Here is a 25,495-nt window from a genome sequence, read left to right on the forward strand (position 1 = left end):
GGGATTGACGACAAAGTGCTCGACGTCAACTTCTTCGACGAGCTGCGGATCGGCCTTGCGACCGCGGACGACATCAGGCAGTGGTCTCACGGCGAGGTCAAGAAGCCGGAGACCATCAACTACCGCACCCTGAAGCCGGAAAAGGACGGGCTCTTCTGCGAGAAGATCTTCGGCCCCACCCGGGACTGGGAGTGCTACTGCGGCAAGTACAAGCGTGTCCGCTTCAAGGGCATCATCTGCGAGCGCTGCGGCGTCGAGGTCACTCGCGCCAAGGTGCGTCGTGAGCGGATGGGCCACATCGAGCTGGCCGCTCCCGTGACCCACATCTGGTACTTCAAGGGCGTTCCGTCGCGGCTGGGTTACCTGCTCGACCTCGCCCCGAAGGACCTGGAGAAGGTCATCTACTTCGCCGCCTACATGATCACGTGGGTGGACGAGGAGCGGCGCACCCGCGACCTGCCCTCGCTGGAGGCCCAGGTCTCCGTCGAGCGCCAGCAGGTCGAGCAGCGCCGTGACGCGGACATCGAGTCCCGGCAGAAGAAGCTCGAGGCCGACCTCGGCGAGCTGGAGGCCGAGGGCGCCAAGTCCGACGTGCGCCGCAAGGTGCGCGAGGGCGCCGAGCGTGAGATGAAGCAGCTGCGCGACCGCGCCCAGCGCGAGCTGGACCGGCTCGACGAGGTGTGGTCCCGCTTCAAGAACCTCAAGGTCCAGGACCTGGAGGGTGACGAGCTGCTCTACCGCGAGCTGCGGGAGCGCTTCGGCACCTACTTCCAGGGTTCGATGGGTGCCGCGGCGCTGCAGAAGCGCCTGGAGTCCTTCGACCTGGACGAGGAGGCCGCCAAGCTCCGCGAGATCATCCGTACCGGCAAGGGCCAGAAGAAGACCCGTGCGCTCAAGCGCCTCAAGGTCGTCTCCGCCTTCCTGCAGACCACCAACAAGCCGCAGGGCATGGTGCTGGACTGCGTCCCGGTGATCCCGCCGGACCTGCGTCCGATGGTGCAGCTGGACGGTGGCCGCTTCGCGACCTCCGACCTGAACGACCTGTACCGCCGCGTCATCAACCGCAACAACCGCCTCAAGCGCCTCCTCGACCTCGGTGCCCCCGAGATCATCGTGAACAACGAGAAGCGCATGCTCCAGGAGGCCGTCGACGCGCTCTTCGACAACGGCCGCCGCGGCCGCCCGGTCACGGGCCCCGGCAACCGTCCGCTGAAGTCGCTGTCCGACATGCTCAAGGGCAAGCAGGGCCGGTTCCGTCAGAACCTGCTCGGCAAGCGCGTCGACTACTCGGCCCGTTCGGTCATCGTCGTCGGCCCGCAGCTCAAGCTGCACCAGTGCGGTCTGCCGAAGGCCATGGCGCTGGAGCTCTTCAAGCCGTTCGTGATGAAGCGCCTGGTGGACCTCAACCACGCGCAGAACATCAAGTCGGCCAAGCGCATGGTCGAGCGCGGCCGCACGGTCGTGTACGACGTGCTCGAAGAGGTCATCGCCGAGCACCCGGTGCTGCTGAACCGTGCGCCGACCCTGCACCGCCTGGGCATCCAGGCCTTCGAGCCGCAGCTGGTCGAGGGCAAGGCCATCCAGATCCACCCGCTCGTCTGCACCGCGTTCAACGCGGACTTCGACGGCGACCAGATGGCCGTGCACCTGCCGCTGTCCGCGGAGGCGCAGGCCGAGGCCCGCATCCTGATGCTGTCCTCGAACAACATCCTCAAGCCCGCCGACGGCCGTCCGGTGACGATGCCGACGCAGGACATGGTCCTGGGTCTGTTCTTCCTCACCACGGACGCGGAGGAGCGCGAGCTCAAGGGTGAGGGCCGGGCGTTCGGCTCGTCCGCCGAGGCGATCATGGCCTTCGACGCCCGCGAGCTGTCGCTGCAGTCGCGGATCGACATCCGCTTCCCGATCGGCACCGTCCCGCCGCGTGGCTGGACCCCGCCGGCGGACGTGGAGGGCGAGGAGCCCTGGCAGATCGGCGACTCCTTCCGGCTGAACACGACCCTGGGGCGTGCGCTCTTCAACGAGCTGCTGCCCGAGGACTACCCGTTCGTGGACTACCCGGTGGGCAAGAAGCAGCTCTCCGAGATCGTCAACGATCTCGCCGAGCGCTACCCGAAGGTCATCGTGGCGGCGACGCTCGACAACCTGAAGGCGGCGGGCTTCCACTGGGCGACCCGTTCCGGCGTCACCGTGGCCATCTCCGACATCGTCGTTCCCGAGGCGAAGAAGGGGATCATCGCCGGCTTCGAGGCTCAGGACGAGAAGGTCCAGAAGCAGTACGAGCGTGGTCTGATCACCAAGGACGAGCGCACGCAGGAGCTCATCGCGATCTGGACGAAGGCGACCAACGACGTCGCCGAGGCCATGCGCGAGAACTTCCCGAAGACCAACCCGATCTTCATGATGGTCGACTCGGGTGCCCGTGGAAACATGATGCAGATGCGTCAGATCGCGGGTATGCGTGGCCTGGTGTCCAACGCCAAGAACGAGACCATCCCGCGTCCCATCAAGGCCTCGTTCCGTGAGGGCCTGACCGTGCTGGAGTACTTCATCTCCACCCACGGTGCCCGTAAGGGTCTGGCCGACACCGCTCTGCGCACCGCCGACTCGGGTTACCTGACCCGTCGTCTGGTGGACGTCTCCCAGGACGTCATCATCCGCGAGGAGGACTGCGGCACCGACCGCGGCCTCAAGCTGGCGATCGCCGAGCGCTCCGAGGACGGCTCGCTGCGCAAGACGGACGACGTCGAGACCAGCGTGTACGCGCGCTGCCTCGCCGAGGACGTCGTGGTGGACGGGCGTGTCCTGGCCACCGCCGGCACCGACCTGGGCGATGTGCTCATCGAGCAGCTCATCCACAACGGTGTCTCCGAGGTCAAGACCCGCTCGGTCCTGACCTGCGAGTCCGCGGTGGGCACCTGCGCGATGTGCTACGGCCGTTCGCTCGCGACCGGCAAGCTGGTGGACATCGGCGAGGCGGTCGGCATCATCGCCGCCCAGTCCATCGGTGAGCCCGGCACCCAGCTGACGATGCGTACCTTCCACACCGGTGGTGTGGCCGGTGACGACATCACCCAGGGTCTGCCGCGTGTCGTCGAGCTCTTCGAGGCCCGTACGCCCAAGGGTGTCGCCCCGATCTCGGAGGCGGCCGGCCGCATCCGCATCGAGGAGACCGAGAAGACCAAGAAGATCGTCATCACCCCGGACGACGGCTCCGAGGAGATCGCCTACCCGATCTCCAAGCGTGCCCGTCTGATGGTCGGCGAGGGCGACCACGTCGAGGTCGGCGAGAAGCTGACCGTGGGTGCCACCAACCCGCACGACGTGCTGCGCATCCTGGGTCAGCGGGCCGTGCAGGTCCACCTGGTCGGGGAAGTCCAGAAGGTCTACAACTCGCAGGGCGTGTCGATCCACGACAAGCACATCGAGATCATCATCCGGCAGATGCTCCGCCGGGTGACGATCATCGAGTCCGGCGACGCGGAGCTGCTGCCGGGCGAGCTGGTCGAGCGCGGCCGCTTCGAGACCGAGAACCGTCGGGTCGTGGCGGAGGGTGGCCACCCGGCCTCCGGCCGTCCGCAGCTGATGGGTATCACCAAGGCCTCGCTGGCGACCGAGTCCTGGCTGTCGGCCGCCTCCTTCCAGGAGACGACCAGGGTTCTGACGGACGCGGCGATCCACGCCAAGTCCGACTCCCTGCTCGGCCTGAAGGAGAACGTCATCATCGGTAAGCTCATCCCGGCCGGTACGGGTCTGTCCCGTTACCGCAACATCCGGGTCGAGCCGACCGAGGAGGCCAAGGCCGCGATGTACTCGGCCGTCGGCTACGACGACATCGACTACAGCCCGTTCGGCACCGGCTCCGGCCAGGCCGTTCCGCTGGAGGACTACGACTACGGCCCGTACAACGGCTGACGTCCACGTCATCACGCCGAAGGGCGGTCACCCTCACGGGGGTGGCCGCCCTTCGGCCGTCCGCGCCCGTCTTCGGGCACTATGGGAGGACGGAGCGGATCGGGGAGGTGGTGCGACGGTGCTTGCCGGTGATGCCGCTCGCGAGCGGACGGTGGAAGTGCTCAAGGACGCGTACACCGAGGGACGGCTGACGCTCCAGGAGTACGAGGAGCGCATCGGGCGCGCGTACGAGTCGCGTACTTACGGTGAACTGGACGTCCTGGTGCTGGACATCCCGCGGCCGCGGCCGGTGCCGCCGCCCGGCGTCAACGCCAAGGCCCTCGCCGCGCTGATCTGCGGCATAGGCGGAGTGTTCCTGGGGCTCACCGCGCTGCCGGCGATCGTGCTGGGTCACCTGGCGCGCCGGGAGATCCGCCGTACGGGTGAGCAGGGAGACGGGCTGGCGCTGGGCGGCCTGGTGCTGGGCTATGTCGTGACGGCGCTGCTGCTGCTCGTGACGGTGCTCGTGGTGGTGCTCGTGTCCGTGGTGGCCAACGAGGTCACGTCACCCAGCGGCCCTTGACAGATGGGGACATACCGGGCGCGACGGAGCGAAATCCCATTTGTTTTGACCGGAGCGGGTGCGCTGGGTACGCTCTGACCTTGTGCCTGGGGTGTGCCCGGGTTCCTGCGCGTGCACTTGTCCGTGCGGGATTCCGAGGCCGAACGCCGCGACACGCCGACAATACGCACTTTCCGTTTCGGTGGGAAGCGTATGGGGCTCGCGACACACCCGACCGCGTGGGTCGGGGAAACCCCAGGTTAGAAGTATCGAGATCGGCACACAGAAACCGGAGAAACGGTGCCTACGATCCAGCAGCTGGTCCGAAAGGGCCGGCAGGACAAGGTCGAGAAGAACAAGACGCCCGCGCTGAAGGGTTCCCCGCAGCGCCGCGGCGTCTGCACGCGCGTCTACACGACCACCCCGAAGAAGCCGAACTCTGCCCTGCGCAAGGTCGCCCGTGTGCGACTGACCAGCGGCATCGAGGTCACCGCTTACATCCCGGGTGAGGGTCACAACCTGCAGGAGCACTCCATCGTGCTCGTGCGTGGTGGCCGTGTGAAGGACCTGCCGGGTGTTCGCTACAAGATCATCCGCGGTTCTCTTGACACCCAGGGTGTCAAGAACCGCAAGCAGGCCCGCAGCCGCTACGGCGCCAAGAAGGAGAAGTAAGAATGCCTCGTAAGGGCCCCGCCCCGAAGCGCCCGGTCATCATCGACCCGGTCTACGGTTCTCCTCTGGTGACGTCGCTCGTCAACAAGATCCTCCTGCACGGGAAGCGCTCCACCGCCGAGCGCATCGTGTACGGCGCCCTCGAGGGCCTGCGCGAGAAGACCGGCCAGGACCCGGTCATCACGCTCAAGCGCGCCCTGGAGAACGTCAAGCCCTCCCTGGAGGTCAAGTCCCGCCGTGTCGGTGGTGCGACCTACCAGGTCCCGATCGAGGTCCGCCCCGGTCGTGCCAACACCCTGGCGCTGCGCTGGCTCGTGGGTTACTCCCGCGCGCGCCGCGAGAAGACCATGACCGAGCGTCTGATGAACGAGCTGATGGACGCCAGCAACGGTCTGGGTGCCGCGGTCAAGCGCCGCGAGGACACCCACAAGATGGCCGAGTCCAACAAGGCCTTCGCGCACTACCGCTGGTAGTCGCTACCCCATCGAGAACCGAGAGAAGACTGAAGCCTTATGGCTACCACTTCACTTGACCTGGCCAGGGTCCGCAATATCGGGATCATGGCCCACATCGACGCGGGCAAGACGACGACCACCGAGCGGATCCTGTTCTACACCGGTGTCTCGTACAAGATCGGTGAGGTCCACGACGGCGCTGCCACGATGGACTGGATGGAGCAGGAGCAGGAGCGCGGCATCACGATCACGTCTGCCGCGACCACCTGTCACTGGCCGATGGACAACGTCGACCACACGATCAACATCATCGACACGCCGGGCCACGTCGACTTCACCGTCGAGGTGGAGCGTTCGCTGCGCGTGCTCGACGGTGCCGTGACGGTGTTCGACGGTGTCGCCGGTGTCGAGCCGCAGTCCGAGACCGTGTGGCGTCAGGCGGACCGCTACGGCGTGCCGCGTATCTGCTTCGTCAACAAGCTTGACCGTACCGGCGCGGAGTTCCACCGCTGCGTCGACATGATCAAGGACCGGCTGGGCGCGACGGCGATCGTCATGCAGCTGCCGATCGGTGCCGAGGCCGACTTCAAGGGCGTTGTGGACCTGGTCCGCATGAAGGCCCTGGTCTGGTCCGCGGAAGCGACCAAGGGCGAGATGTACGACGTCGTCGACATCCCGGCCACGCACACCGAGGCGGCCGACGAGTGGCGCGGCAAGATGCTCGAGGCCGTCGCCGAGAACGACGAAGAGATGATGGAGCTGTACCTGGAGGGCACTGAGCCCACCGAGGAGCAGCTGTACGCGGCCATCCGCCGCGTCACCATCAACTCCGGCAAGGGCGACGGCGTCACCGTCACCCCGGTCTTCTGCGGCACCGCCTTCAAGAACAAGGGCGTGCAGCCCCTGCTCGACGCGGTCGTGCGCTACCTCCCCTCCCCGCTGGACGTCGAGGCCATCGAGGGCCACGCGGTCGGCAACGCGGAGGAGGTCGTCAAGCGCAAGCCGTCCGACGAGGAGCCGCTGTCGGCGCTGGCGTTCAAGATCATGAGCGACCCGCACCTCGGCAAGCTCACCTTCGTCCGCGTGTACTCCGGCCGTCTGGAGTCCGGCACCGCCGTGCTGAACTCCGTGAAGGGCCGCAAGGAGCGCATCGGCAAGATCTACCGCATGCACGCGAACAAGCGTGAGGAGATCGAGTCGGTGGGCGCCGGCGACATCGTCGCCGTCATGGGCCTGAAGCAGACCACCACCGGTGAGACGCTGAGCGACGAGAAGCACCCGGTGATCCTGGAGTCCATGGACTTCCCGGCGCCGGTCATCCAGGTCGCGATCGAGCCCAAGTCCAAGGGCGACCAGGAGAAGCTGGGTGTCGCCATCCAGCGTCTCGCGGAGGAGGACCCCTCCTTCCAGGTCCACTCGGACGAGGAGACCGGCCAGACCATCATCGGCGGTATGGGCGAACTGCACCTCGAGGTGCTGGTCGACCGCATGCGCCGTGAGTTCAAGGTCGAGGCCAACGTCGGCAAGCCGCAGGTGGCGTACCGCGAGACCATTCGCAAGAAGGTCGAGCGGATCGACTACACCCACAAGAAGCAGACCGGTGGTACGGGCCAGTTCGCGAAGGTCCAGATCGCCATCGAGCCTCTCGAGGGTGGCGACGCCAACTACGAGTTCGTCAACCAGGTCACCGGTGGCCGCATCCCCCGCGAGTACATCCCGTCGGTGGACGCGGGTGCGCAGGAGGCCATGAAGTTCGGCATCCTGGCCGGCTACGAAATGGTGGGCGTCCGCATCATCCTTCTCGACGGTGCCTACCACGAGGTCGACTCCTCCGAGCTGGCGTTCAAGATCGCCGGTTCGCAGGCCTTCAAGGAGGGCGCGCGCAAGGCGAGCCCCGTGCTGCTCGAGCCGATGATGGCCGTCGAGGTCACCACGCCCGAGGAGTCCATGGGCGACGTCATCGGCGACATCAACTCCCGCCGTGGCCAGATCCAGGCCATGGAGGAGCGCGCCGGCGCCCGCGTCGTCAAGGCCCTGGTCCCGCTGTCGGAGATGTTCGGCTACGTCGGCGACCTCCGCAGCAAGACGTCGGGTCGCGCAAGCTACTCGATGCAGTTCGACTCCTACGCCGAGGTTCCCAAGAACGTCGCCGAGGAGATCATCGCGAAGGCCAAGGGCGAGTAACCGCAGTTCTTCACGCTGCGCACACGCCGTAGGCTTGACCGGGAGGCTTCGGGGTATTCCGCCGCAAACCGCAAGGGGAGCGTCGGGTACCCCGGCCGCCCGCAACCCAGCAAAGATCACCTGGCGCCGATGAAGTAAGGCGTACCAGAACCACTTCACAGGAGGACCCCAGTGGCGAAGGCGAAGTTCGAGCGGACTAAGCCGCACGTCAACATCGGCACCATCGGTCACATCGACCACGGTAAGACGACCCTCACGGCCGCCATTACCAAGGTGCTGCACGACGCGTACCCGGACCTGAACGAGGCCTCGGCCTTCGACCAGATCGACAAGGCTCCCGAGGAGCGCCAGCGCGGTATCACCATCTCCATCGCGCACGTCGAGTACCAGACCGAGGCGCGTCACTACGCCCACGTCGACTGCCCGGGTCACGCGGACTACATCAAGAACATGATCACCGGTGCCGCGCAGATGGACGGCGCCATCCTCGTGGTCGCCGCCACCGACGGCCCGATGCCGCAGACCAAGGAGCACGTGCTCCTGGCCCGCCAGGTCGGCGTTCCCTACATCGTCGTCGCCCTGAACAAGGCCGACATGGTGGACGACGAGGAGATCCTGGAGCTCGTCGAGCTCGAGGTCCGCGAGCTGCTCTCCGAGTACGAGTTCCCGGGCGACGACCTGCCGGTCGTGCGCGTCTCCGCGCTCAAGGCCCTCGAGGGCGACAAGGAGTGGGGCGAGAAGCTCCTCGGCCTCATGTCCGCCGTGGACGAGGCCATCCCCACCCCCGAGCGCGACGTCGACAAGCCGTTCCTGATGCCGATCGAGGACGTCTTCACGATCACCGGTCGTGGCACCGTCGTCACCGGCCGCATCGAGCGTGGTGTGCTCAAGGTCAACGAGACCGTCGACATCATCGGCATCAAGACCGAGAAGACCACCACCACGGTCACCGGCATCGAGATGTTCCGCAAGCTGCTCGACGAGGGCCAGGCCGGTGAGAACGTCGGTCTGCTGCTCCGCGGCATCAAGCGCGAGGACGTCGAGCGCGGCCAGGTCATCATCAAGCCGGGTTCGGTCACGCCGCACACCGACTTCGAGGCCCAGGCCTACATCCTGTCGAAGGACGAGGGTGGCCGTCACACCCCGTTCTTCAACAACTACCGCCCGCAGTTCTACTTCCGTACCACGGACGTGACCGGCGTCGTGACCCTCCCCGAGGGCACCGAGATGGTCATGCCGGGCGACAACACCGCCATGACGGTCGCGCTGATCCAGCCGATCGCCATGGAGGAGGGCCTGAAGTTCGCCATCCGCGAGGGTGGCCGGACCGTCGGCGCCGGCCAGGTCACCAAGATCCTGAAGTAAGGATCCCGGCGATCTGCCGCTTGCCGTAGGCGAGCTGTACGAGGGCCCCGGCCCACCGCGTGAGCGGTGGGCCGGGGCCCTCGGTGTTGTGCCGGCGGCAGGCGGCGGCCGGGTACCACCAATGGCGCTCCGGGCGGGCGGGGTCCGGTGACCGGGTGTTACGAATGATTGCGTTCGGTGCACACCCGTACGAGTCCTGGAGCCCCCCGCATGCGCATATCCCCGCGCCGGCTCGCGGCCGTCGCCGCAGCCCTCACGGCCTCTCTCGCCGTCCCGGCAGGCACCTCCGGGGCGGTGGCGCCGCCCCCGGCCCCGGCGCCGCTCAGGATGGCCGCGGAGGGCGGTATCGCGGGGCAGTACCTGGTGACCCTGGCGGCCGGCACGGACCCGCGGTCGGTTGTGCGGGAGGTGGGCGCGGCGCCCATGTTCACGTACACCAGCGCCCTGTTGGGCTTCGCGGCCAGGCTGACCGACCGGCAGGTCACGGAGCTGCGCACGGTGCCCGGTGTGCGGGCGGTGGAGCAGGACGCGGTGGTGACGGTGCCCCGGCCGCGGGCGGTGACGACCTTCGCCGACGACGTCTCGTGGGGCCTGGCCCGGATCAACCACCGGGAGGCGGGCGCGACCGGCTTCTCGGTGCGCGCGACCGGCGCCAAGGTCACCTCGTACATCATCGACACCGGTATCGACTTCGGGCACGAGGAGTTCGGCGGGCGGGCGGTGTCCGGCTACGACGTCGTGGGGGACGGCCGGGACGGCGTGGACTGCAACGGCCACGGCACCCATGTCGCCGGGACGGTCGGCGGCGCGCACTCGGGCGTGGCCCGCGGCACCCGCCTGGTGTCGGTGCGGGTGCTGGGCTGCGACGGGAGCGGTTCGATCGCCTCGGTCGTGGCGGGCGTCAACTGGGTGGCGGAGCACGCCGTGAAGCCGGCCGTCGCCAACCTGTCCGTCGGCGGGCCGCACACGGAGGCCTCGGAGCGGGCGGTCGAGGGGCTGGCCGCGGCCGGGGTCTTCCCGGTCGTCGCGGCGGGCAACGGCGACACCGACGCCTGCGGTACCTCGCCGGCGGGGGCCCCGGACGCGTACACCGTCGCCGCCGTCGACGAGTCCGACCGCAAGGCGGAGTTCAGCAACTGGGGCCCGTGCGTGGACATCAACGCGCCGGGCACGAACATCACCTCGGCCGCCCGGGGCGACGGTTTCACGAGGATGAGCGGCACGTCCATGGCGGCGCCCCATGTCACCGGCGTCGCCGCGCTCTACAAGGACACCCACGGCGACGTGCCGACGGCCGCCCTGGCAGCCTGGCTGACCGCGAACGCCACGCCGGACGTGCCCGCGCAGCTGCCCGCCGGGACACCGCGGCTGCTGCTGTACACCGGGGGCCTGTGACCCGGGCCCGGGGGCGGGTTTGGAGTCCGGCGCGGGCGGGGTAAGCTACCCGGCCCGATTGGCGTCCGGCACGTCCGGTATGGCAGACTAGCCGGGTTGCTCGGTCGAGCGCCGATGTTGCGCGCCTCCCGTCGGGAGGACCGGAAGCGAGTCCCACAGTACTCGTCGTCACTCTCCGCCCCAGGCGGGGTGGCGGACGTACGGGAATCTTCCGGGAAGTGTCAGCGGGGTGCTCACCAGGCGCTCGGTGGGTGTCTTCTCCCACGTATCCCCTCCCTGAGGGTCTCCGCCATGCGGAGATTTACAAGAAGGGGCGCGACACGCCCGACCGCGTGGGTCGGAGAAGACGGTCGAACCACCGAGTTCCAGAGCGTTACTACTAGACAGGACTACGAAGTAGCCATGGCGGGACAGAAGATCCGCATCCGGCTCAAGGCCTACGACCACGAGGTCATCGACTCTTCGGCGAAGAAGATCGTCGAGACGGTGACGCGTACTGGTGCGCAGGTCGCGGGCCCGGTGCCGCTGCCCACTGAGAAGAACGTGTACTGCGTCATCAAGTCGCCGCACAAGTACAAGGACTCGCGCGAGCACTTCGAGATGCGCACGCACAAGCGCCTGATCGACATCCTCGACCCGACGCCCAAGACCGTTGACTCGCTGATGCGCCTGGACCTTCCGGCCGGCGTTGACATCGAGATCAAGCTCTGAGAGGCGCGGAACAGATGGCTAAGCAGATCAAGGGCATCCTGGGCGAGAAGCTCGGCATGACCCAGGTCTGGGACGAGAACAACCGTGTCGTCCCGGTGACCGTGGTCAAGGCCGGTCCGAACGTCGTGACCCAGGTCCGTACGAACGAGGTCGACGGTTACGAGTCGGTCCAGATCGCCTTCGGCGAGATCGACCCGCGCAAGGTGAACAAGCCCCTCAAGGGCCACTTCGCCAAGGCCGACGTGACCCCCCGCCGCCACCTGGTGGAGCTCCGCACCTCCGACGCCGCCGAGTACAGCCTCGGCCAGGAGATCACCGCCGAGCTCTTCGAGGCCGGCGTGAAGGTGGACGTCACCGGCAAGAGCAAGGGCAAGGGCTTCGCCGGTGTCATGAAGCGTCACAACTTCAAGGGCCTCGGCGCCGGTCACGGCACCCAGCGCAAGCACCGCTCTCCCGGTTCCATCGGTGGCTGCGCCACCCCGGGCCGTGTGTTCAAGGGGATGCGCATGGCGGGCCGCATGGGCAACGAGCGGGTCACCACCCAGAACCTGACCATTCACGCCGTTGACGCGGAGAAGGGCCTGCTGCTCATCAAGGGCGCGGTTCCCGGCCCGAACGGCGGCCTCGTCCTGGTCCGCACCGCGGCCAAGGGGGCCTGAGGACATGAGCACCATTGACATTCTGTCGCCCGCCGGCGACAAGACCGGGACCCTTGAGCTCCCGGGCGAGATCTTCGACGCGAAGGTCAGCATCCCGCTGATCCACCAGGTCGTCGTGGCGCAGCTGGCCGCCGCCCGTCAGGGCACGCACAAGGTCAAGACGCGTGGCGAGGTCCGCGGTGGCGGCAAGAAGCCGTACCGCCAGAAGGGCACCGGCCGCGCCCGTCAGGGTTCGACCCGCGCCCCGCAGTTCGCCGGTGGTGGCGTCGTGCACGGTCCCGTGCCGCGTGACTACTCGCAGCGGACCCCGAAGAAGATGAAGGCCGCCGCCCTGCGCGGTGCCCTCACCGACCGGGCGCGTCACAACCGCATCCACGTCGTGACCGGCGTCATCGAGGGCGAGTCCCCGTCGACGAAGGCCGCCAAGGTGCTGCTGGGCAAGATCAGCGACCGCAAGAACGTGCTGCTCGTCGCCGACCGCGCCGAAGAGGCCGCGTGGCTGTCCGCGCGCAACCTGCCCCAGGTGCACATCCTGGAGGCCGGCCAGCTGAACACGTACGACGTGCTCGTCTCCGACGACGTGGTCTTCACCAAGGCCGCCTTCGACCGCTTCATCGGTAACGGCGCCGCCGAGACCGAAGGGAGCGACGCCTGATGGCCGAGCAGACCGCGATCACCAGCCGGACCTTCACGGACCACCGTGACATCCTGGTCAAGCCGGTGGTCTCCGAGAAGAGCTACGCGCTGCTGGACGAGAACAAGTACACGTTCGTCGTCGACCCGCGCGCGAACAAGACCCAGATCAAGCAGGCCGTCGAGGCGGTCTTCTCGGTCAAGGTCACCGGGGTCAACACGATCAACCGTCAGGGCAAGCGCAAGCGCACCAAGACCGGTTTCGGCAAGCGCAAGGACACCAAGCGCGCCATCGTGACCCTCGCCGAGGGCGACCGCATCGACATCTTCGGCGGCCCGGTCTCCTAACGGGGACCGGTACGTGTCGAAGTCCGGAATATTCCGAGGACTGAGAAATGGGTATCCGCAAGTACAAGCCGACGACCCCGGGCCGTCGTGGCTCCAGCGTCGCCGACTTTGTCGAGGTCACGCGGTCCACGCCGGAGAAGTCGCTGGTCCGCCCCCTGCACAGCAAGGGCGGCCGTAACAACGCCGGTCGTGTGACCGTTCGCCACCAGGGTGGTGGCCACAAGCGCGCCTACCGCGTGATCGACTTCCGTCGTCACGACAAGGACGGCGTGCCGGCCAAGGTCGCGCACATCGAGTACGACCCCAACCGCACCGCGCGCATCGCGCTCCTGCACTACGCGGACGGCGAGAAGCGCTACATCCTGGCCCCGGCCAAGCTGAGCCAGGGTGACCGGATCGAGAACGGCCCCGGGGCCGACATCAAGCCGGGCAACAACCTGCCGCTGCGCTACATCCCGGTCGGTACGACGGTGCACGCCATCGAGCTGCGTCCCGGCGGCGGCGCGAAGATCTCCCGTTCCGCGGGCTCTTCGGTGCAGCTGCTGGCGAAGGAGGGCTCCATGGCCACCCTTCGCATGCCGTCCGGTGAAGTCCGCCTGGTCGACGTCCGCTGCCGCGCCACCATCGGTGAGGTCGGCAACGCCGAGCAGTCGAACATCAACTGGGGCAAGGCCGGCCGTATGCGCTGGAAGGGCGTCCGCCCGACCGTCCGCGGTGTGGCCATGAACCCCGTCGACCACCCGCACGGTGGTGGTGAGGGCAAGACCTCCGGTGGTCGCCACCCGGTCAGCCCGTGGGGTCAGAAGGAAGGTCGTACTCGCTCGCCGAAGAAGGCCAGCAGCAAGTACATCGTCCGCCGCCGCAAGACGAACAAGAAGCGCTAGGAGCGGGTTTAGATGCCGCGCAGTCTCAAGAAGGGGCCCTTCGTCGACGACCACCTGATCAAGAAGGTGGACGTTCAGAACGAGGCCGGTACCCACAACGTCATCAAGACCTGGTCCCGCCGCTCGATGATCATCCCGGCGATGCTGGGCCACACGATCGCGGTGCACGACGGCCGTAAGCACGTCCCGGTGTTTGTCACCGAGTCGATGGTCGGCCACAAGCTCGGCGAGTTCGCGCCGACCCGCACCTTCCGCGGCCACGAGAAGGACGACCGCAAGTCGCGTCGTCGCTGACCTGCGGAGCGGAAAAGTGACGACAAAGACAGACACCGAAGGGACAACCATGGAAGCCAGGGCCCAGGCGCGGTACATCCGCGTCACGCCCATGAAGGCCCGCCGCGTGGTGGACCTCATCCGTGGCATGAGTGCCACGGAGGCTCAGGCGGTCCTGCGTTTCGCCCCGCAGGCCGCGAGCGTGCCGGTGGGCAAGGTGCTCGACAGCGCCATTGCCAACGCCGCGCACAACTACGACCACACCGACGCCCAGTCGCTGTACATCAGCGAGGCGTTCGTGGACGAGGGCCCGACCCTGAAGCGGTTCCGTCCGCGTGCGCAGGGTCGTGCCTACCGGATCCGTAAGCGGACCAGCCACATCACCGTGGTCGTCAGCAGCAAGGAAGGAACCCGGTAATGGGCCAGAAGGTTAACCCGTACGGGTTCCGCCTCGGCATCACCACGGACTTCAAGTCCCGGTGGTACGCCGACAAGCTGTACAAGGACTACGTCAAGGAAGACGTCGCCATCCGCCGGATGATGACGCAGGGCATGGAGCGGGCCGGCATCTCCAAGGTGGAGATCGAGCGCACCCGTGACCGCGTCCGCGTCGACATCCACACCGCCCGGCCGGGCATCGTCATCGGCCGTCGCGGCGCGGAGGCCGACCGCATCCGCGGCGACCTGGAGAAGCTGACCGGCAAGCAGGTCCAGCTGAACATCCTCGAGGTCAAGAACCCGGAGACGGACGCTCAGCTGGTGGCCCAGGCCGTCGCCGAGCAGCTGTCCTCCCGCGTCTCCTTCCGTCGTGCCATGCGCAAGAGCATGCAGAGCACGATGAAGGCCGGCGCCAAGGGCATCAAGATCCAGTGCGGTGGCCGTCTCGGCGGCGCCGAGATGTCCCGCTCGGAGTTCTACCGCGAGGGTCGCGTTCCGCTGCACACGCTGCGCGCCAACGTCGACTACGGCTTCTTCGAGGCCAAGACGACCTTCGGCCGTATCGGCGTGAAGGTCTGGATCTACAAGGGCAATGTCAAGAACATCGCCGAGGTCCGCGCGGACAACGCCGCTGCCCGTGCCGGCAACCGCCCGGCCCGCGGCGGCGCCGGCGGCGGTGGCGGCAACGAGCGCCCGCAGCGCCGCGGTGGCGAGCGCGGCGGCCGCGGCCGTCGTCCTCAGGGTGACGCCCAGGCCCCCAAGGCCGAGGCGACCACCGCTGAGGCTCCGGCCGCGGAGACCACTGGAACGGAGGCCTGACCCCCATGCTGATCCCCCGTCGGGTCAAGCACCGTAAGCAGCACCACCCCAACCGCGATGGCATGGCCAAGGGTGGCACCGAGCTGGCGTTCGGTGAGTACGGCATCCAGGCCCTGACCCCGGCCTACGTGACGAACCGGCAGATCGAGTCCGCTCGTATCGCCATCACCCGTCACATCCGCCGTGGCGGCAAGGTCTGGATCAACATCTACCCGGACCGTCCCCTCACGAAGAAGCCGGCCGAAACCCGCATGGGTTCCGGTAAGGGCTCCCCTGAGTGGTGGATCGCGAACGTCAAGCCCGGTCGGGTGATGTTCGAGCTGTCCTTCCCGAACGAGAAGGTTGCGCGTGAGGCGCTCACCCGAGCTGCCCACAAGCTTCCGATGAAGTGCCGGATCGTCCGGCGCGAGGCAGGTGAGCTGTGATGGCGGCCGGTACCAAGGCGACCGAGCTGCGTCAGCTGGGCGACGAGGAACTCGTCGGCAAGCTGCGTGAGGCCAAGGAGGAGCTGTTCAACCTCCGCTTCCAGGCGGCCACCGGACAGCTCGAGAACAACTCCCGGCTGAAGATCGTCCGCAAGGACATCGCCCGGATCTACACCCTCATGCGTGAGCGTGAGCTCGGCATCGAGACGGTGGAGAACGCCTGATGAGCGAGAAGAATGTGACTGAGAGCAGCGAGCAGCGCGGCGACCGCAAGACCCGTGAGGGTCTCGTGGTGAGCGACAAGATGGACAAGACCGTCGTGGTCGCCGTCGAGGACCGTGTGAAGCACGCCCTCTACGGCAAGGTCATCCGCCGCACCAACAAGCTCAAGGCGCACGACGAGCAGAACGCCGCGGGCATCGGCGACCGTGTCCTCCTCATGGAGACCCGGCCGCTGTCCGCGAGCAAGCGCTGGCGCGTCGTCGAGATCCTCGAGAAGGCCAAGTAACACCCGCCGGCAGCCGGATCGGCCGCGTGTTCGCACGCGGCCGGTCCGGAGCCGGTCAGCAATTCCTGCGGGGAACATCCCGCAGGACGGTTCCGCCAGGCTCGCAGAGTGATCCGCAAGGATCCTGCGGGAACCGGCAGACGATCAGGAGATAGACGTGATCCAGCAGGAGTCGCGACTCCGCATCGCCGACAACACTGGTGCGAAGGAAATCCTTTGCATCCGTGTGCTCGGCGGCTCAGGTCGCCGCTACGCGGGAATCGGTGATGTCATCGTCGCCACCGTCAAGGACGCGATCCCCGGTGGCAACGTGAAGAAGGGCGACGTCGTCAAGGCGGTCGTCGTGCGCACCGTCAAGGAGCGCCGCCGTGCCGACGGCTCGTACATCCGCTTCGACGAGAACGCGGCCGTCATCCTCAAGAACGACGGTGACCCCCGCGGCACCCGCATCTTCGGCCCCGTGGGCCGGGAGCTGCGCGAGAAGAAGTTCATGAAGATCATCTCGCTCGCGCCGGAGGTGCTGTAACCGATGAAGATCAAGAAGGGCGACCTGGTCCAGGTCATCACCGGCAAGGACAAGGGCAAGCAGGGCAAGGTCATCGCGGCCTACCCCACTGAGGACCGTGTCCTGGTCGAAGGTGTCAACCGGGTCAAGAAGCACACGAAGGCCGGCCAGACGGACCGCGGTTCGAAGACCGGCGGCATCATCACGACCGAGGCCCCCGTCCACGTCTCCAACGTCCAGCTGGTCGTGGAGAAGGACGGCAACAAGGTCGTCACTCGCGTCGGCTACCGCTTCGACGACGAGGGCAACAAGATCCGCGTTGCGAAGCGGACCGGTGAGGACATCTGATGACTACCACCGACACGACGCACGTGAAGCCGCGTCTGAAGGCGCGCTACCGCGAGGAGATCGCGGGCAAGATGCGTGACGAGTTCCAGTACGAGAACGTCATGCAGATCCCCGGTCTCACCAAGATCGTGGTCAACATGGGTGTGGGCGACGCCGCCCGCGACTCCAAGCTGATCGAGGGCGCGATCCGCGACCTCACCACGATCACCGGCCAGAAGCCGGCCGTCACCAAGGCCCGGAAGTCCATCGCGCAGTTCAAGCTGCGTGAGGGTCAGCCGATCGGCGCCCACGTCACCCTCCGCGGTGACCGCATGTGGGAGTTCCTGGACCGGCTGCTGTCGCTCGCGCTTCCGCGCATCCGCGACTTCCGCGGCCTGTCGCCGAAGCAGTTCGACGGCCGTGGCAACTACACCTTCGGTCTCACGGAGCAGGTCATGTTCCACGAGATCGACCAGGACAAGATCGACCGCACCCGGGGTATGGACATCACCGTGGTGACCACGGCGACCAACGACGCTGAGGGCCGCGCGCTCCTTCGTCACCTCGGCTTCCCGTTCAAGGAGGCGTGAGCCGTGGCGAAGAAGGCTCTTATCGCGAAGGCCGCCCGCAAGCCCAAGTTCGGCGTGCGTGGCTACACGCGCTGCCAGCGCTGCGGCCGTCCGCACTCCGTGTACCGCAAGTTCGGCCTGTGCCGTGTGTGCCTTCGTGAGATGGCGCACCGCGGCGAGCTGCCGGGCGTGACCAAGAGCTCCTGGTAACAACCCTTCTGGGTTGTGCCGGGACTCTCGGTGAGCATCAAGGACGGCGGGAGCCCAGCCCCGCATACCGTAAGGTAGAAGGGTTGGGCGCTCGTCGCCCATGACCGTCTTACTACGCCGTAGGTCCCCGCGCCGCACCCGTCCCCAGTCTGAGTGGGGGAGAGGGATGGCGCAGATAGGAAACCCCGGCGAGAGAGGCCTAAGGCCATCACATGACCATGACTGACCCGATCGCAGACATGCTGACACGTCTGCGGAACGCGAACTCCGCGTACCACGATGACGTCACCATGCCGTTCAGCAAGATCAAGTCGCACATCGCGGAGATCCTCCAGCAGGAGGGTTACATCACCGGCTGGAAGGTCGAGGACGCCGAGGTCGGCAAGGCCCTCGTTCTCGAGCTGAAGTTCGGTCCGAACCGCGAGCGCTCGATCGCCGGCATCAAGCGCATCAGCAAGCCCGGTCTGCGGGTCTATGCAAAGTCCACCAACCTGCCGAAGGTGCTCGGCGGCCTGGGCGTGGCGATCATCTCCACCTCCCACGGGCTCCTCACCGACAAGCAGGCGAACAAGAAGGGCGTGGGTGGGGAAGTCCTCGCCTACGTCTGGTAGTCGGGAAACGGAGGTAAAGCCATGTCGCGAATTGGACGGCTGCCCATCCCGGTTCCCGCCGGCGTGGACGTCACCATCGATGGCCGGACGGTCTCGGTGAAGGGCCCCAAGGGTTCCCTGACCCACACCGTTGCCGCGCCGATCGACATCGCCAAGGGCGAGGACGGCACCCTGCAGGTGTCGCGCCCGAACGACGAGCGTCAGAACAAGGCCCTGCACGGCCTGTCCCGCACGCTGGTGGCGAACATGATCACCGGCGTGACCGCGGGCTACGTGAAGAAGCTCGAGATCAGCGGTGTCGGCTACCGCGTCCAGGCGAAGGGCTCCAACCTGGAGTTCGCCCTGGGCTACAGCCACCCGATCCTTGTCGAGGCCCCCGAGGGCATCTCCTTCAAGGTCGAGAACCCCACCCGGTTCTCGGTCGAGGGCATCGACAAGCAGAAGGTCGGCGAGGTCGCCGCGAACATCCGCAAGCTGCGGAAGCCCGACCCGTACAAGGCCAAGGGCGTCAAGTACGAGGGCGAAGTCATCCGCCGCAAGGTCGGAAAGGCGGGTAAGTAAGCCATGGCATACGGTGTGAAGATCGCCAAGGGCGATGCTTACAAGGGCGCGGCCAAGAAGCGCCGCCACATCCGGGTCCGCAAGCGTGTCTCGGGCACCGAGGCGCGTCCGCGCCTGGTCGTGACCCGGTCCAACCGCGGTATCACGGCGCAGGTCATCGACGACCTCAAGGGCCACACGCTGGCCTCGGCGTCGCACCTGGACACCTCGATCCGTGGTGTCGAGGGCGACAAGACCGAGCAGGCGAAGAAGGTCGGCCAGCTGGTCGCCGAGCGCGCCAAGGCGGCCGGTGTCGAGACCGTCGTGTTCGACCGTGGTGGCAACCGGTACGCCGGGCGCATTGCCGCCCTTGCCGACGCCGCCCGCGAAGCCGGGCTCGGTTTCTGAGCCGGTTCCGTAGCTAGCGGAAACAGAGAGAGGTAATCCAATGGCTGGACCCCAGCGCCGCGGTGGCGGTGCCGGTGGCGGCGAGCGGCGGGACCGGAAGGGCCGTGACGGCGGCGCAGCTGCTGCCGAGAAGACCGCGTACGTTGAGCGCGTTGTCGCGATCAACCGCGTCGCCAAGGTTGTGAAGGGTGGTCGTCGCTTCAGCTTCACCGCGCTGGTCGTGGTGGGCGACGGTGACGGCACCGTGGGTGTCGGTTACGGCAAGGCCAAGGAGGTGCCGGCCGCCATCGCCAAGGGCGTTGAGGAGGCCAAGAAGCACTTCTTCAAGGTCCCCCGCATCCAGGGCACCATCCCCCACCCCATCCAGGGCGAGAAGGCCGCGGGCGTTGTCCTGCTCAAGCCTGCTTCTCCCGGTACGGGTGTGATCGCCGGTGGTCCGGTGCGCGCCGTTCTGGAGTGCGCCGGCATCCACGACGTTCTGTCGAAGTCGCTCGGCTCCGACAACGCGATCAACATCGTGCACGCCACGGTGGCCGCTCTTCAGGGCCTGCAGCGCCCCGAGGAGATCGCCGCCCGCCGTGGCCTGCCCCTGGAGGACGTGGCTCCCGCGGCTCTGCTCCGGGCGCGTGCTGGGGTGGGTGCGTAATGGCTCGCCTCAAGGTCACGCAGGTCAAGTCGTACATCGGCAGCAAGCAGAACCACCGTGACACCCTGCGTTCGCTCGGCCTGAAGCGGCTGAACGACGTCGTGGTCAAGGAGGACCGCCCGGAGATCCGCGGCATGGTCCACACCGTCCGCCACCTCGTCACGGTCGAGGAGGTCGACTGACATGGGAACCGACAACACGTCGAACCCGCTGAAGGTCCACAACCTCCGTCCGGCCCCCGGTGCCAAGACCGCCAAGACCCGTGTGGGTCGTGGTGAGGCGTCCAAGGGCAAGACGGCCGGTCGTGGTACCAAGGGCACCAAGGCCCGTTACCAGGTTCCGGCGCGCTTCGAGGGTGGGCAGATGCCCCTCCACATGCGTCTGCCGAAGCTGAAGGGCTTCAAGAACCCCTTCCGCACCGAGTTCCAGGTCGTGAACCTGGACAAGCTGACCGCGCTCTACCCCGAGGGTGGCGAGGTCACGGTGGCCGATCTGGTCGCCAAGGGCGCGGTGCGCAAGAACCAGCTCGTCAAGGTGCTCGGCACCGGCGAGGTCTCCGTCGCGCTGCAGGTTTCCGTTGACGCGGTCTCCGGCTCCGCCAAGGAGAAGATCACCGCTGCGGGCGGCTCGGTCACCGAGCTCGTCTGAGAGTGATGCAACACCCGACCGGGGATGTTCCGCACATTGTGCGGAGCATCCCCGGTTGTTCATTCCAAGCGATGGTCCTGCGCCGGTAAGGTGGCAGACGCTGCTAGTCTCGTGAAGCCTGTGTGCTGACGCGGGTCTGGGACCACACTCGTATTCGTTGCTGTTCAACCGTTACCTCCCGCCCAAGAAGCGGGGGGCGCAGGAGGCACCGTGCTCACCGCGTTCGCCCGGGCGTTCAGGACGCCCGACCTGCGCAAGAAGCTGCTGTTCACGCTGGGCATCATGGTGCTGTTCCGGCTGGGTGCGCACATCCCGATCCCGGGGATCGACTACCAGGTCGTGAACCAGTGCATCAAGGAGGTGCAGGGTAGCCAGGGTCTCTTCGGCCTGGTGAACCTCTTCAGCGGCGGCGCGCTCCTTCAGCTGACCATCTTCGCGCTCGGGATCATGCCGTACATCACGGCGAGCATCATCCTGCAGCTGCTGACCGTGGTCATCCCCCGGCTCGAGGCCCTCAAGAAGGAGGGTCAGGCCGGCCAGACCAAGATCACGCAGTACACCCGTTACCTGACGGTGGCCCTCGCGGTCCTGCAGGGCACCGGCCTGGTGGCGACCGCCCGCTCCGGCAGCCTGTTCCAGGGATGCACCGAGCGCTTCAGCATCGTCCCGAACCAGTCGATCTTCACGACGGTCACGATGGTCATCACGATGACCGCGGGTACCGCGTTCATCATGTGGCTGGGCGAGCTGATCACCGACCGCGGTATCGGCAACGGCATGTCGATCCTGATGTTCCTGTCCATCGCGGCCGGCTTCCCCGGCGCCCTCTGGGCGATCAAGAAGTCCGGCAAGATCGCGGACGGCTGGGTCGAGTTCGGCGCGGTCATCCTCGTCGGCCTGGCGATGGTGGCCCTGGTGGTCTTCGTGGAGCAGGCGCAGCGCCGGGTTCCCGTGCAGTACGCCAAGCGCATGATCGGCCGCCGTTCCTACGGCGGTACGTCCACCTACATCCCGCTGAAGGTGAACCAGGCGGGTGTGATTCCCGTCATCTTCGCGTCATCGCTCCTGTACATCCCGTCACTGGTCGTCCAGTTCAGCGGATCCACCTCAACGTGGGCAAACTGGGTCAGGGACAACCTGGTCAAGGGCGATCACCCGGTCTACATCGTCACGTACTTCCTGCTGATCGTCTTCTTCGCCTTCTTCTACGTGGCCATCTCGTTCAACCCCGAGGAAGTCGCGGACAACATGAAGAAGTATGGTGGGTTCATCCCGGGCATCCGGGCTGGTCGACCCACCGCGGAGTACCTCAGCTACGTGCTCAACCGCATCACGTGGCCGGGCGCGATGTACCTGGGTCTGATCGCCCTGGTGCCCACTGTGGCGCTGGTGCTGTTCAACGCGAACCAGAACTTCCCGTTCGGCGGGACGAGCATCCTGATCATCGTGGGTGTCGGCCTGGAAACCGTGAAGCAGATCGAGAGCCAGCTTCAGCAGCGTAACTACGAAGGGTTCCTCCGCTGATGCGCATTGTCCTCGTCGGGCCCCCCGGGGCCGGCAAGGGTACGCAGGCCGCGTACCTTGCCAGGAACCTGTCGATCCCGCACATCTCCACGGGCGACCTCTTCCGGGCGAACATCAGCCAGGGCACGGAGCTGGGCCGCAAGGCCCAGGAGTACATGGACGCCGGCCGGCTGGTTCCCGACGAGATCACCATCGGCATGGCCCAGGACCGCATGCTGCAGCCGGACGCCGGGAACGGCTTCCTGCTGGACGGCTTCCCGCGGAACGTGGGCCAGGCCCAGGCGCTCGACACGATCCTCGCCGAGAACGGGATAGCGCTGGACGCCGTCCTGGACCTCGAAGTGCCCGAGGAAGAGGTCGTCAAGCGGATCGCCGGTCGCCGGCTGTGCCGCAAGGACGGGAGCCACGTCTTCCACGTGGTCTACAACCCTCCGGCCGCCGATGGTGTCTGCGACGAGTGCGGTGGCGAGCTCTACCAGCGCTCGGACGACACCGAGGAGAAGGTCCGGGTACGGCTCGAGGAGTACCACAGCAAGACCGAGCCGATCATCGACTATTACAAGCAGCAGGGCCTGGTCCGCACGATCTCGGCCCTGGGCAAGGTCTCCGAGGTCACCCAGCGGGCGATGGAAGCCCTGGGGGTCAAGAAGACCACGGGCGACAGCGCCGCCTGAACCCGTAGAAGTCCGTTACGGCCGCGGTGTCCGGGAGGACGCCGCGGCCGTACCGTTGAGCTAATCGCTGCACTGAGGAAGGCCAGAGCCGATGGTGGAGATCAAGACCCCCGAGCAGATCGCGAAGATGCGCGCCGCGGGGCTGGTCGTCGCGGCGGCGCTCAAGGCGTGCCGCGACGCGGTCGCGCCCGGGGTGAGCACCGGCGATCTGGACGAGATCGCGGCCAAGGTGATCGCCGACCACGGTGCCACCTCCAACTTCAAGGCCGACCACGGCGGTCTGTGGTTCCCCGGGGTCATCTGCGCGTCGGTGAACGACGAGGTCGTGCACGGCATCCCCGGCGGGCGGGTGCTGCAGGAGGGCGATCTGATCTCCATCGACTGCGGCGCGATCGTCGACGGCTGGCACGGCGACGCCGCGATCACCGTCCCGGTCGGTGCGGTCGCCCCGGAACTGCTGCAGCTGAGCGCGACCACCGAGGGCTCGATGTGGTCCGGCATCGCCCAGGTGAAGAAGAACAACCGGCTCCAGGACATCAGCCGCGGAGTGGAGTCCTACATCCGCCGGCAGCCGCTGCCCCCCAAGGGCAAGTACGGGATCGTCGAGGGCTACGGCGGCCACGGCATCGGCTCTGCCATGCACATGGAGCCGCACGTGCTGAACTACGTCGAGCGCGGCCGGGGCCGCGGGCCGAAGCTGGTGCCGGGCATGTGCCTGGCCATCGAGCCGATGGTCAGCCTGGGCACCCCGCACACCCGGGTGCTCGAGGACCAGTGGACGGTGGTCACCACCGACGGCACCTGGGCCTCGCACTGGGAGCACTCGGTCGCCGTGACCGAGCAGGGTCCGCTGGTCCTGACCGCCGAGGACGGCGGCAAGGCCAGGCTGGCGGAGTTCGGGGTCACGGCGGCGCCCGACCCGCTTGCTTAATGATCTTCATTCGGGGGCATACACCCCGGATTCGTCTTTCGCGGATGCCTGGCGTAGACTGACACGTCGGCTCACGTATGTCTTCAGGCATGCCAAAAGCCGACCAAGGTAGCCGATCCCGAAAGCAGGACATGGCCAAGAAGCAAGGCGCCATTGAGATCGAAGGCACTGTGATCGAATCTCTGCCGAACGCTATGTTCAAGGTGGAGCTGCAGAACGGTCACAAGGTCCTCGCGCACATCAGCGGCAAGATGCGGATGCACTACATCCGTATCCTCCCGGATGACCGAGTCGTTGTGGAGCTGTCTCCCTACGACCTCACGCGCGGACGGATCGTCTACCGCTACAAGTAGATCTCACGACCCGGAGAACCTGACATCCCATGAAGGTCAAGCCGAGCGTCAAGAAGATCTGCGACAAGTGCAAGGTGATCCGCCGTCACGGTCGGGTCATGGTCATCTGCGACAACCTGCGCCACAAGCAGCGCCAGGGCTGACGCACACCGACCTGCACTTCGCAGTTCTTCGCGCGACGCAAGCAACTCGTACATACGCAGCGCCCGTCGAGCCCCTCGCGGCTGACGACACCTCCGGCCGGGGGCCGGGGACCTGATCCGTACCTCGTACGGCGGTCAGGAGTGGGGCTGCGGAAGACCCCCGAACACCAACAGGAGCCATTGAATGGCACGCGTTTCAGGTGTTGACATCCCGCGCGAAAAGCGCGTGGAGGTCGCCCTCACCTACGTCTTCGGCATTGGGCGCACTCTCGCCCAGGAGACCCTCGCCGCCACGGGCGTGAACCCGAACACCCGCGTTCGCGACCTGGACGAAGAGGACCTGGTCAAGATCCGCGAGTACGTGGACGCCAACATCAAGACCGAGGGTGACCTCCGTCGCGAGATCCAGGCGGACATCCGTCGCAAGGTCGAGATCGGCTGCTACCAGGGTCTGCGCCACCGTCGCGGCCTGCCGGTCCACGGCCAGCGCACCCACACCAACGCCCGCACCCGCAAGGGCCCGCGTCGCGCCATCGCCGGCAAGAAGAAGCCGGGCAAGAAGTAGTCCTCAGCGGACGCTCGTCAGCGGTCTTCGCTGTAGGACCGACCACCTCCCGTAGGAGTTAGTAGATGCCCCCCAAGGGTCGTCAGGGCGCTGCCAAGAAGGTGCGCCGCAAGGAAAAGAAGAACGTCGCTCACGGCCACGCGCACATCAAGAGCACGTTCAACAACACCATCGTTTCGATCACGGACCCGTCCGGCAACGTGATCTCCTGGGCCTCCGCCGGCCACGTCGGCTTCAAGGGCTCGCGCAAGTCGACTCCGTTCGCCGCGCAGATGGCCGCCGAGTCGGCCGCGCGTCGCGCGCAGGAGCACGGCATGCGCAAGGTCGATGTGTTCGTCAAGGGCCCGGGCTCCGGCCGCGAGACCGCGATCCGCTCGCTCCAGGCCACCGGCCTGGAGGTCGGCTCGATCCAGGACGTCACGCCGACCCCGCACAACGGATGCCGCCCGCCGAAGCGCCGGCGCGTCTGACCAGTGGTGTGCCGGTGCCTCGCGCCGGCTGATCACGAGGGTTCCGGGCGGGGGGGGGGGGGGGGCGCCCCCCCCCCCCCCCCCCCCCCGCGGGGGGGGGGGGGGCCCCCCCCCCCCCCCCCCCCCCCAAAAAAAGGCCGGGGAGA

At 67.1% G+C, this 25,495-nt stretch carries 35 protein-coding genes; all 35 read left to right on the forward strand.

Annotation, left to right across the window (positions count from 1 at the left end; genetic code table 11):
• Window positions 1–15 precede the first annotated feature (15 nt).
• The 35 genes from ACIP64_RS38915 to rpsK all read left to right on the forward strand — a co-directional run bounded on the left by ACIP64_RS38915 (window position 16) and on the right by rpsK (window position 25,349).
• Window positions 16–3,915, forward strand: a complete 3,900-nt coding sequence (locus tag ACIP64_RS38915) for a DNA-directed RNA polymerase subunit beta' (protein WP_401596894.1) — start codon at window positions 16–18, stop codon at window positions 3,913–3,915.
• 118 nt (window positions 3,916–4,033) lie between these two features.
• Window positions 4,034–4,477 carry a DUF1707 and DUF4190 domain-containing protein gene (locus ACIP64_RS38920; RefSeq protein ID WP_401596896.1) on the forward strand — a complete coding sequence of 148 codons (444 nt, stop codon included), beginning with the start codon at window positions 4,034–4,036 and terminating at the stop codon, window positions 4,475–4,477.
• 279 nt (window positions 4,478–4,756) lie between these two features.
• Window positions 4,757–5,128, forward strand: a complete 372-nt coding sequence (gene rpsL, locus ACIP64_RS38925; RefSeq protein WP_014144289.1) for a 30S ribosomal protein S12 — start codon at window positions 4,757–4,759, stop codon at window positions 5,126–5,128.
• A gap of 2 nt (window positions 5,129–5,130) precedes the next feature.
• Entirely contained in the window at window positions 5,131–5,601 is a 471-nt protein-coding gene (gene rpsG, locus ACIP64_RS38930) for a 30S ribosomal protein S7 (protein WP_018558864.1), read from the forward strand.
• 39 nt (window positions 5,602–5,640) lie between these two features.
• A complete protein-coding gene (gene fusA / locus ACIP64_RS38935) occupies window positions 5,641–7,767 on the forward strand; it encodes an elongation factor G (RefSeq protein ID WP_401596898.1) in 2,127 nt (708 codons plus the stop codon).
• Window positions 7,768–7,938: 171 nt separating this feature from the next.
• Complete coding sequence (tuf, locus tag ACIP64_RS38940) at window positions 7,939–9,132, forward strand: elongation factor Tu (RefSeq protein ID WP_319658478.1); 1,194 nt, start codon at window positions 7,939–7,941, stop codon at window positions 9,130–9,132.
• 210 nt (window positions 9,133–9,342) lie between these two features.
• The gene (locus ACIP64_RS38945) at window positions 9,343–10,527 is read left to right on the forward strand and encodes a S8 family peptidase (RefSeq protein WP_401596901.1); all 1,185 of its coding nucleotides are present in this window, start codon (window positions 9,343–9,345) and stop codon (window positions 10,525–10,527) included.
• Between the two features lie 402 nt (window positions 10,528–10,929).
• The gene (gene rpsJ / locus ACIP64_RS38950; RefSeq protein ID WP_014144312.1) at window positions 10,930–11,238 is read left to right on the forward strand and encodes a 30S ribosomal protein S10; all 309 of its coding nucleotides are present in this window, start codon (window positions 10,930–10,932) and stop codon (window positions 11,236–11,238) included.
• Window positions 11,239–11,252: 14 nt separating this feature from the next.
• Window positions 11,253–11,897, forward strand: coding sequence for a 50S ribosomal protein L3 (gene rplC / locus ACIP64_RS38955; protein ID WP_401596904.1), 645 nt, complete (start codon window positions 11,253–11,255; stop codon window positions 11,895–11,897).
• Between the two features lie 4 nt (window positions 11,898–11,901).
• Entirely contained in the window at window positions 11,902–12,552 is a 651-nt protein-coding gene (gene rplD / locus ACIP64_RS38960; RefSeq protein WP_401596906.1) for a 50S ribosomal protein L4, read from the forward strand.
• The gene (gene rplW / locus ACIP64_RS38965) at window positions 12,552–12,878 is read left to right on the forward strand and encodes a 50S ribosomal protein L23 (RefSeq protein WP_319139009.1); all 327 of its coding nucleotides are present in this window, start codon (window positions 12,552–12,554) and stop codon (window positions 12,876–12,878) included. Before rplD ends, rplW begins: the two co-directional genes overlap by 1 nt.
• Window positions 12,879–12,925: 47 nt before the next feature.
• A complete protein-coding gene (rplB, locus tag ACIP64_RS38970; RefSeq protein ID WP_360902510.1) occupies window positions 12,926–13,762 on the forward strand; it encodes a 50S ribosomal protein L2 in 837 nt (278 codons plus the stop codon).
• A 12-nt stretch (window positions 13,763–13,774) separates the two neighbouring features.
• Window positions 13,775–14,056 carry a 30S ribosomal protein S19 gene (rpsS, locus tag ACIP64_RS38975; RefSeq protein ID WP_018558873.1) on the forward strand — a complete coding sequence of 94 codons (282 nt, stop codon included), beginning with the start codon at window positions 13,775–13,777 and terminating at the stop codon, window positions 14,054–14,056.
• Window positions 14,057–14,105: 49 nt separating this feature from the next.
• Window positions 14,106–14,453, forward strand: a complete 348-nt coding sequence (rplV, locus tag ACIP64_RS38980; RefSeq protein ID WP_018558874.1) for a 50S ribosomal protein L22 — start codon at window positions 14,106–14,108, stop codon at window positions 14,451–14,453.
• Entirely contained in the window at window positions 14,453–15,292 is an 840-nt protein-coding gene (rpsC, locus tag ACIP64_RS38985; RefSeq protein WP_401596912.1) for a 30S ribosomal protein S3, read from the forward strand. The genes rplV and rpsC overlap by 1 nt, the downstream gene beginning before the upstream one ends.
• A gap of 5 nt (window positions 15,293–15,297) precedes the next feature.
• Window positions 15,298–15,717 carry a 50S ribosomal protein L16 gene (gene rplP / locus ACIP64_RS38990; protein ID WP_360902502.1) on the forward strand — a complete coding sequence of 140 codons (420 nt, stop codon included), beginning with the start codon at window positions 15,298–15,300 and terminating at the stop codon, window positions 15,715–15,717.
• On the forward strand, window positions 15,717–15,941 hold the full coding sequence (gene rpmC / locus ACIP64_RS38995; protein ID WP_319658486.1) for a 50S ribosomal protein L29: 225 nt from the start codon (window positions 15,717–15,719) through the stop codon (window positions 15,939–15,941). The genes rplP and rpmC overlap by 1 nt, the downstream gene beginning before the upstream one ends.
• Complete coding sequence (rpsQ, locus tag ACIP64_RS39000; RefSeq protein ID WP_401596917.1) at window positions 15,941–16,225, forward strand: 30S ribosomal protein S17; 285 nt, start codon at window positions 15,941–15,943, stop codon at window positions 16,223–16,225. Before rpmC ends, rpsQ begins: the two co-directional genes overlap by 1 nt.
• A 157-nt stretch (window positions 16,226–16,382) precedes the next feature.
• Window positions 16,383–16,751, forward strand: coding sequence for a 50S ribosomal protein L14 (rplN, locus tag ACIP64_RS39005; RefSeq protein WP_360902498.1), 369 nt, complete (start codon window positions 16,383–16,385; stop codon window positions 16,749–16,751).
• A 3-nt stretch (window positions 16,752–16,754) separates the two neighbouring features.
• A complete protein-coding gene (gene rplX / locus ACIP64_RS39010; RefSeq protein WP_360902495.1) occupies window positions 16,755–17,078 on the forward strand; it encodes a 50S ribosomal protein L24 in 324 nt (107 codons plus the stop codon).
• Complete coding sequence (gene rplE / locus ACIP64_RS39015) at window positions 17,078–17,647, forward strand: 50S ribosomal protein L5 (RefSeq protein WP_360902492.1); 570 nt, start codon at window positions 17,078–17,080, stop codon at window positions 17,645–17,647. The genes rplX and rplE overlap by 1 nt, the downstream gene beginning before the upstream one ends.
• A 3-nt stretch (window positions 17,648–17,650) precedes the next feature.
• A complete protein-coding gene (locus ACIP64_RS39020) occupies window positions 17,651–17,836 on the forward strand; it encodes a type Z 30S ribosomal protein S14 (protein ID WP_003948630.1) in 186 nt (61 codons plus the stop codon).
• Window positions 17,837–18,048: 212 nt separating this feature from the next.
• On the forward strand, window positions 18,049–18,447 hold the full coding sequence (gene rpsH / locus ACIP64_RS39025) for a 30S ribosomal protein S8 (protein ID WP_401596922.1): 399 nt from the start codon (window positions 18,049–18,051) through the stop codon (window positions 18,445–18,447).
• A gap of 21 nt (window positions 18,448–18,468) precedes the next feature.
• Entirely contained in the window at window positions 18,469–19,008 is a 540-nt protein-coding gene (gene rplF / locus ACIP64_RS39030) for a 50S ribosomal protein L6 (protein ID WP_401596924.1), read from the forward strand.
• Between the two features lie 3 nt (window positions 19,009–19,011).
• On the forward strand, window positions 19,012–19,395 hold the full coding sequence (rplR, locus tag ACIP64_RS39035) for a 50S ribosomal protein L18 (RefSeq protein WP_401596926.1): 384 nt from the start codon (window positions 19,012–19,014) through the stop codon (window positions 19,393–19,395).
• Between the two features lie 40 nt (window positions 19,396–19,435).
• The gene (rpsE, locus tag ACIP64_RS39040; protein WP_319658494.1) at window positions 19,436–20,041 is read left to right on the forward strand and encodes a 30S ribosomal protein S5; all 606 of its coding nucleotides are present in this window, start codon (window positions 19,436–19,438) and stop codon (window positions 20,039–20,041) included.
• Complete coding sequence (gene rpmD / locus ACIP64_RS39045) at window positions 20,041–20,223, forward strand: 50S ribosomal protein L30 (RefSeq protein ID WP_018558884.1); 183 nt, start codon at window positions 20,041–20,043, stop codon at window positions 20,221–20,223. The genes rpsE and rpmD overlap by 1 nt, the downstream gene beginning before the upstream one ends.
• Before the next feature lies 1 nt (window position 20,224).
• Complete coding sequence (gene rplO, locus ACIP64_RS39050) at window positions 20,225–20,689, forward strand: 50S ribosomal protein L15 (protein ID WP_401596931.1); 465 nt, start codon at window positions 20,225–20,227, stop codon at window positions 20,687–20,689.
• A gap of 210 nt (window positions 20,690–20,899) precedes the next feature.
• A complete protein-coding gene (secY, locus tag ACIP64_RS39055; RefSeq protein WP_360902476.1) occupies window positions 20,900–22,213 on the forward strand; it encodes a preprotein translocase subunit SecY in 1,314 nt (437 codons plus the stop codon).
• Window positions 22,213–22,887, forward strand: a complete 675-nt coding sequence (locus tag ACIP64_RS39060) for an adenylate kinase (RefSeq protein ID WP_401596933.1) — start codon at window positions 22,213–22,215, stop codon at window positions 22,885–22,887. Before secY ends, ACIP64_RS39060 begins: the two co-directional genes overlap by 1 nt.
• Before the next feature lie 91 nt (window positions 22,888–22,978).
• On the forward strand, window positions 22,979–23,818 hold the full coding sequence (gene map, locus ACIP64_RS39065) for a type I methionyl aminopeptidase (protein ID WP_401596936.1): 840 nt from the start codon (window positions 22,979–22,981) through the stop codon (window positions 23,816–23,818).
• Between the two features lie 131 nt (window positions 23,819–23,949).
• Entirely contained in the window at window positions 23,950–24,171 is a 222-nt protein-coding gene (gene infA, locus ACIP64_RS39070; protein ID WP_003956442.1) for a translation initiation factor IF-1, read from the forward strand.
• Between the two features lie 29 nt (window positions 24,172–24,200).
• A complete protein-coding gene (rpmJ, locus tag ACIP64_RS39075) occupies window positions 24,201–24,314 on the forward strand; it encodes a 50S ribosomal protein L36 (RefSeq protein ID WP_003956441.1) in 114 nt (37 codons plus the stop codon).
• A gap of 184 nt (window positions 24,315–24,498) precedes the next feature.
• Window positions 24,499–24,879: a 30S ribosomal protein S13 gene (gene rpsM, locus ACIP64_RS39080; RefSeq protein ID WP_089226450.1), complete on the forward strand. Its 381-nt coding sequence runs from the start codon at window positions 24,499–24,501 to the stop codon at window positions 24,877–24,879.
• A 65-nt stretch (window positions 24,880–24,944) separates the two neighbouring features.
• Complete coding sequence (gene rpsK / locus ACIP64_RS39085; RefSeq protein WP_003956432.1) at window positions 24,945–25,349, forward strand: 30S ribosomal protein S11; 405 nt, start codon at window positions 24,945–24,947, stop codon at window positions 25,347–25,349.
• Window positions 25,350–25,495: the final 146 nt, after the last annotated feature.

Source organism: Streptomyces sp. NPDC088733 (assembly GCF_044751185.1).
Classification (GTDB): Bacteria; Actinomycetota; Actinomycetes; order Streptomycetales; family Streptomycetaceae; genus Actinacidiphila.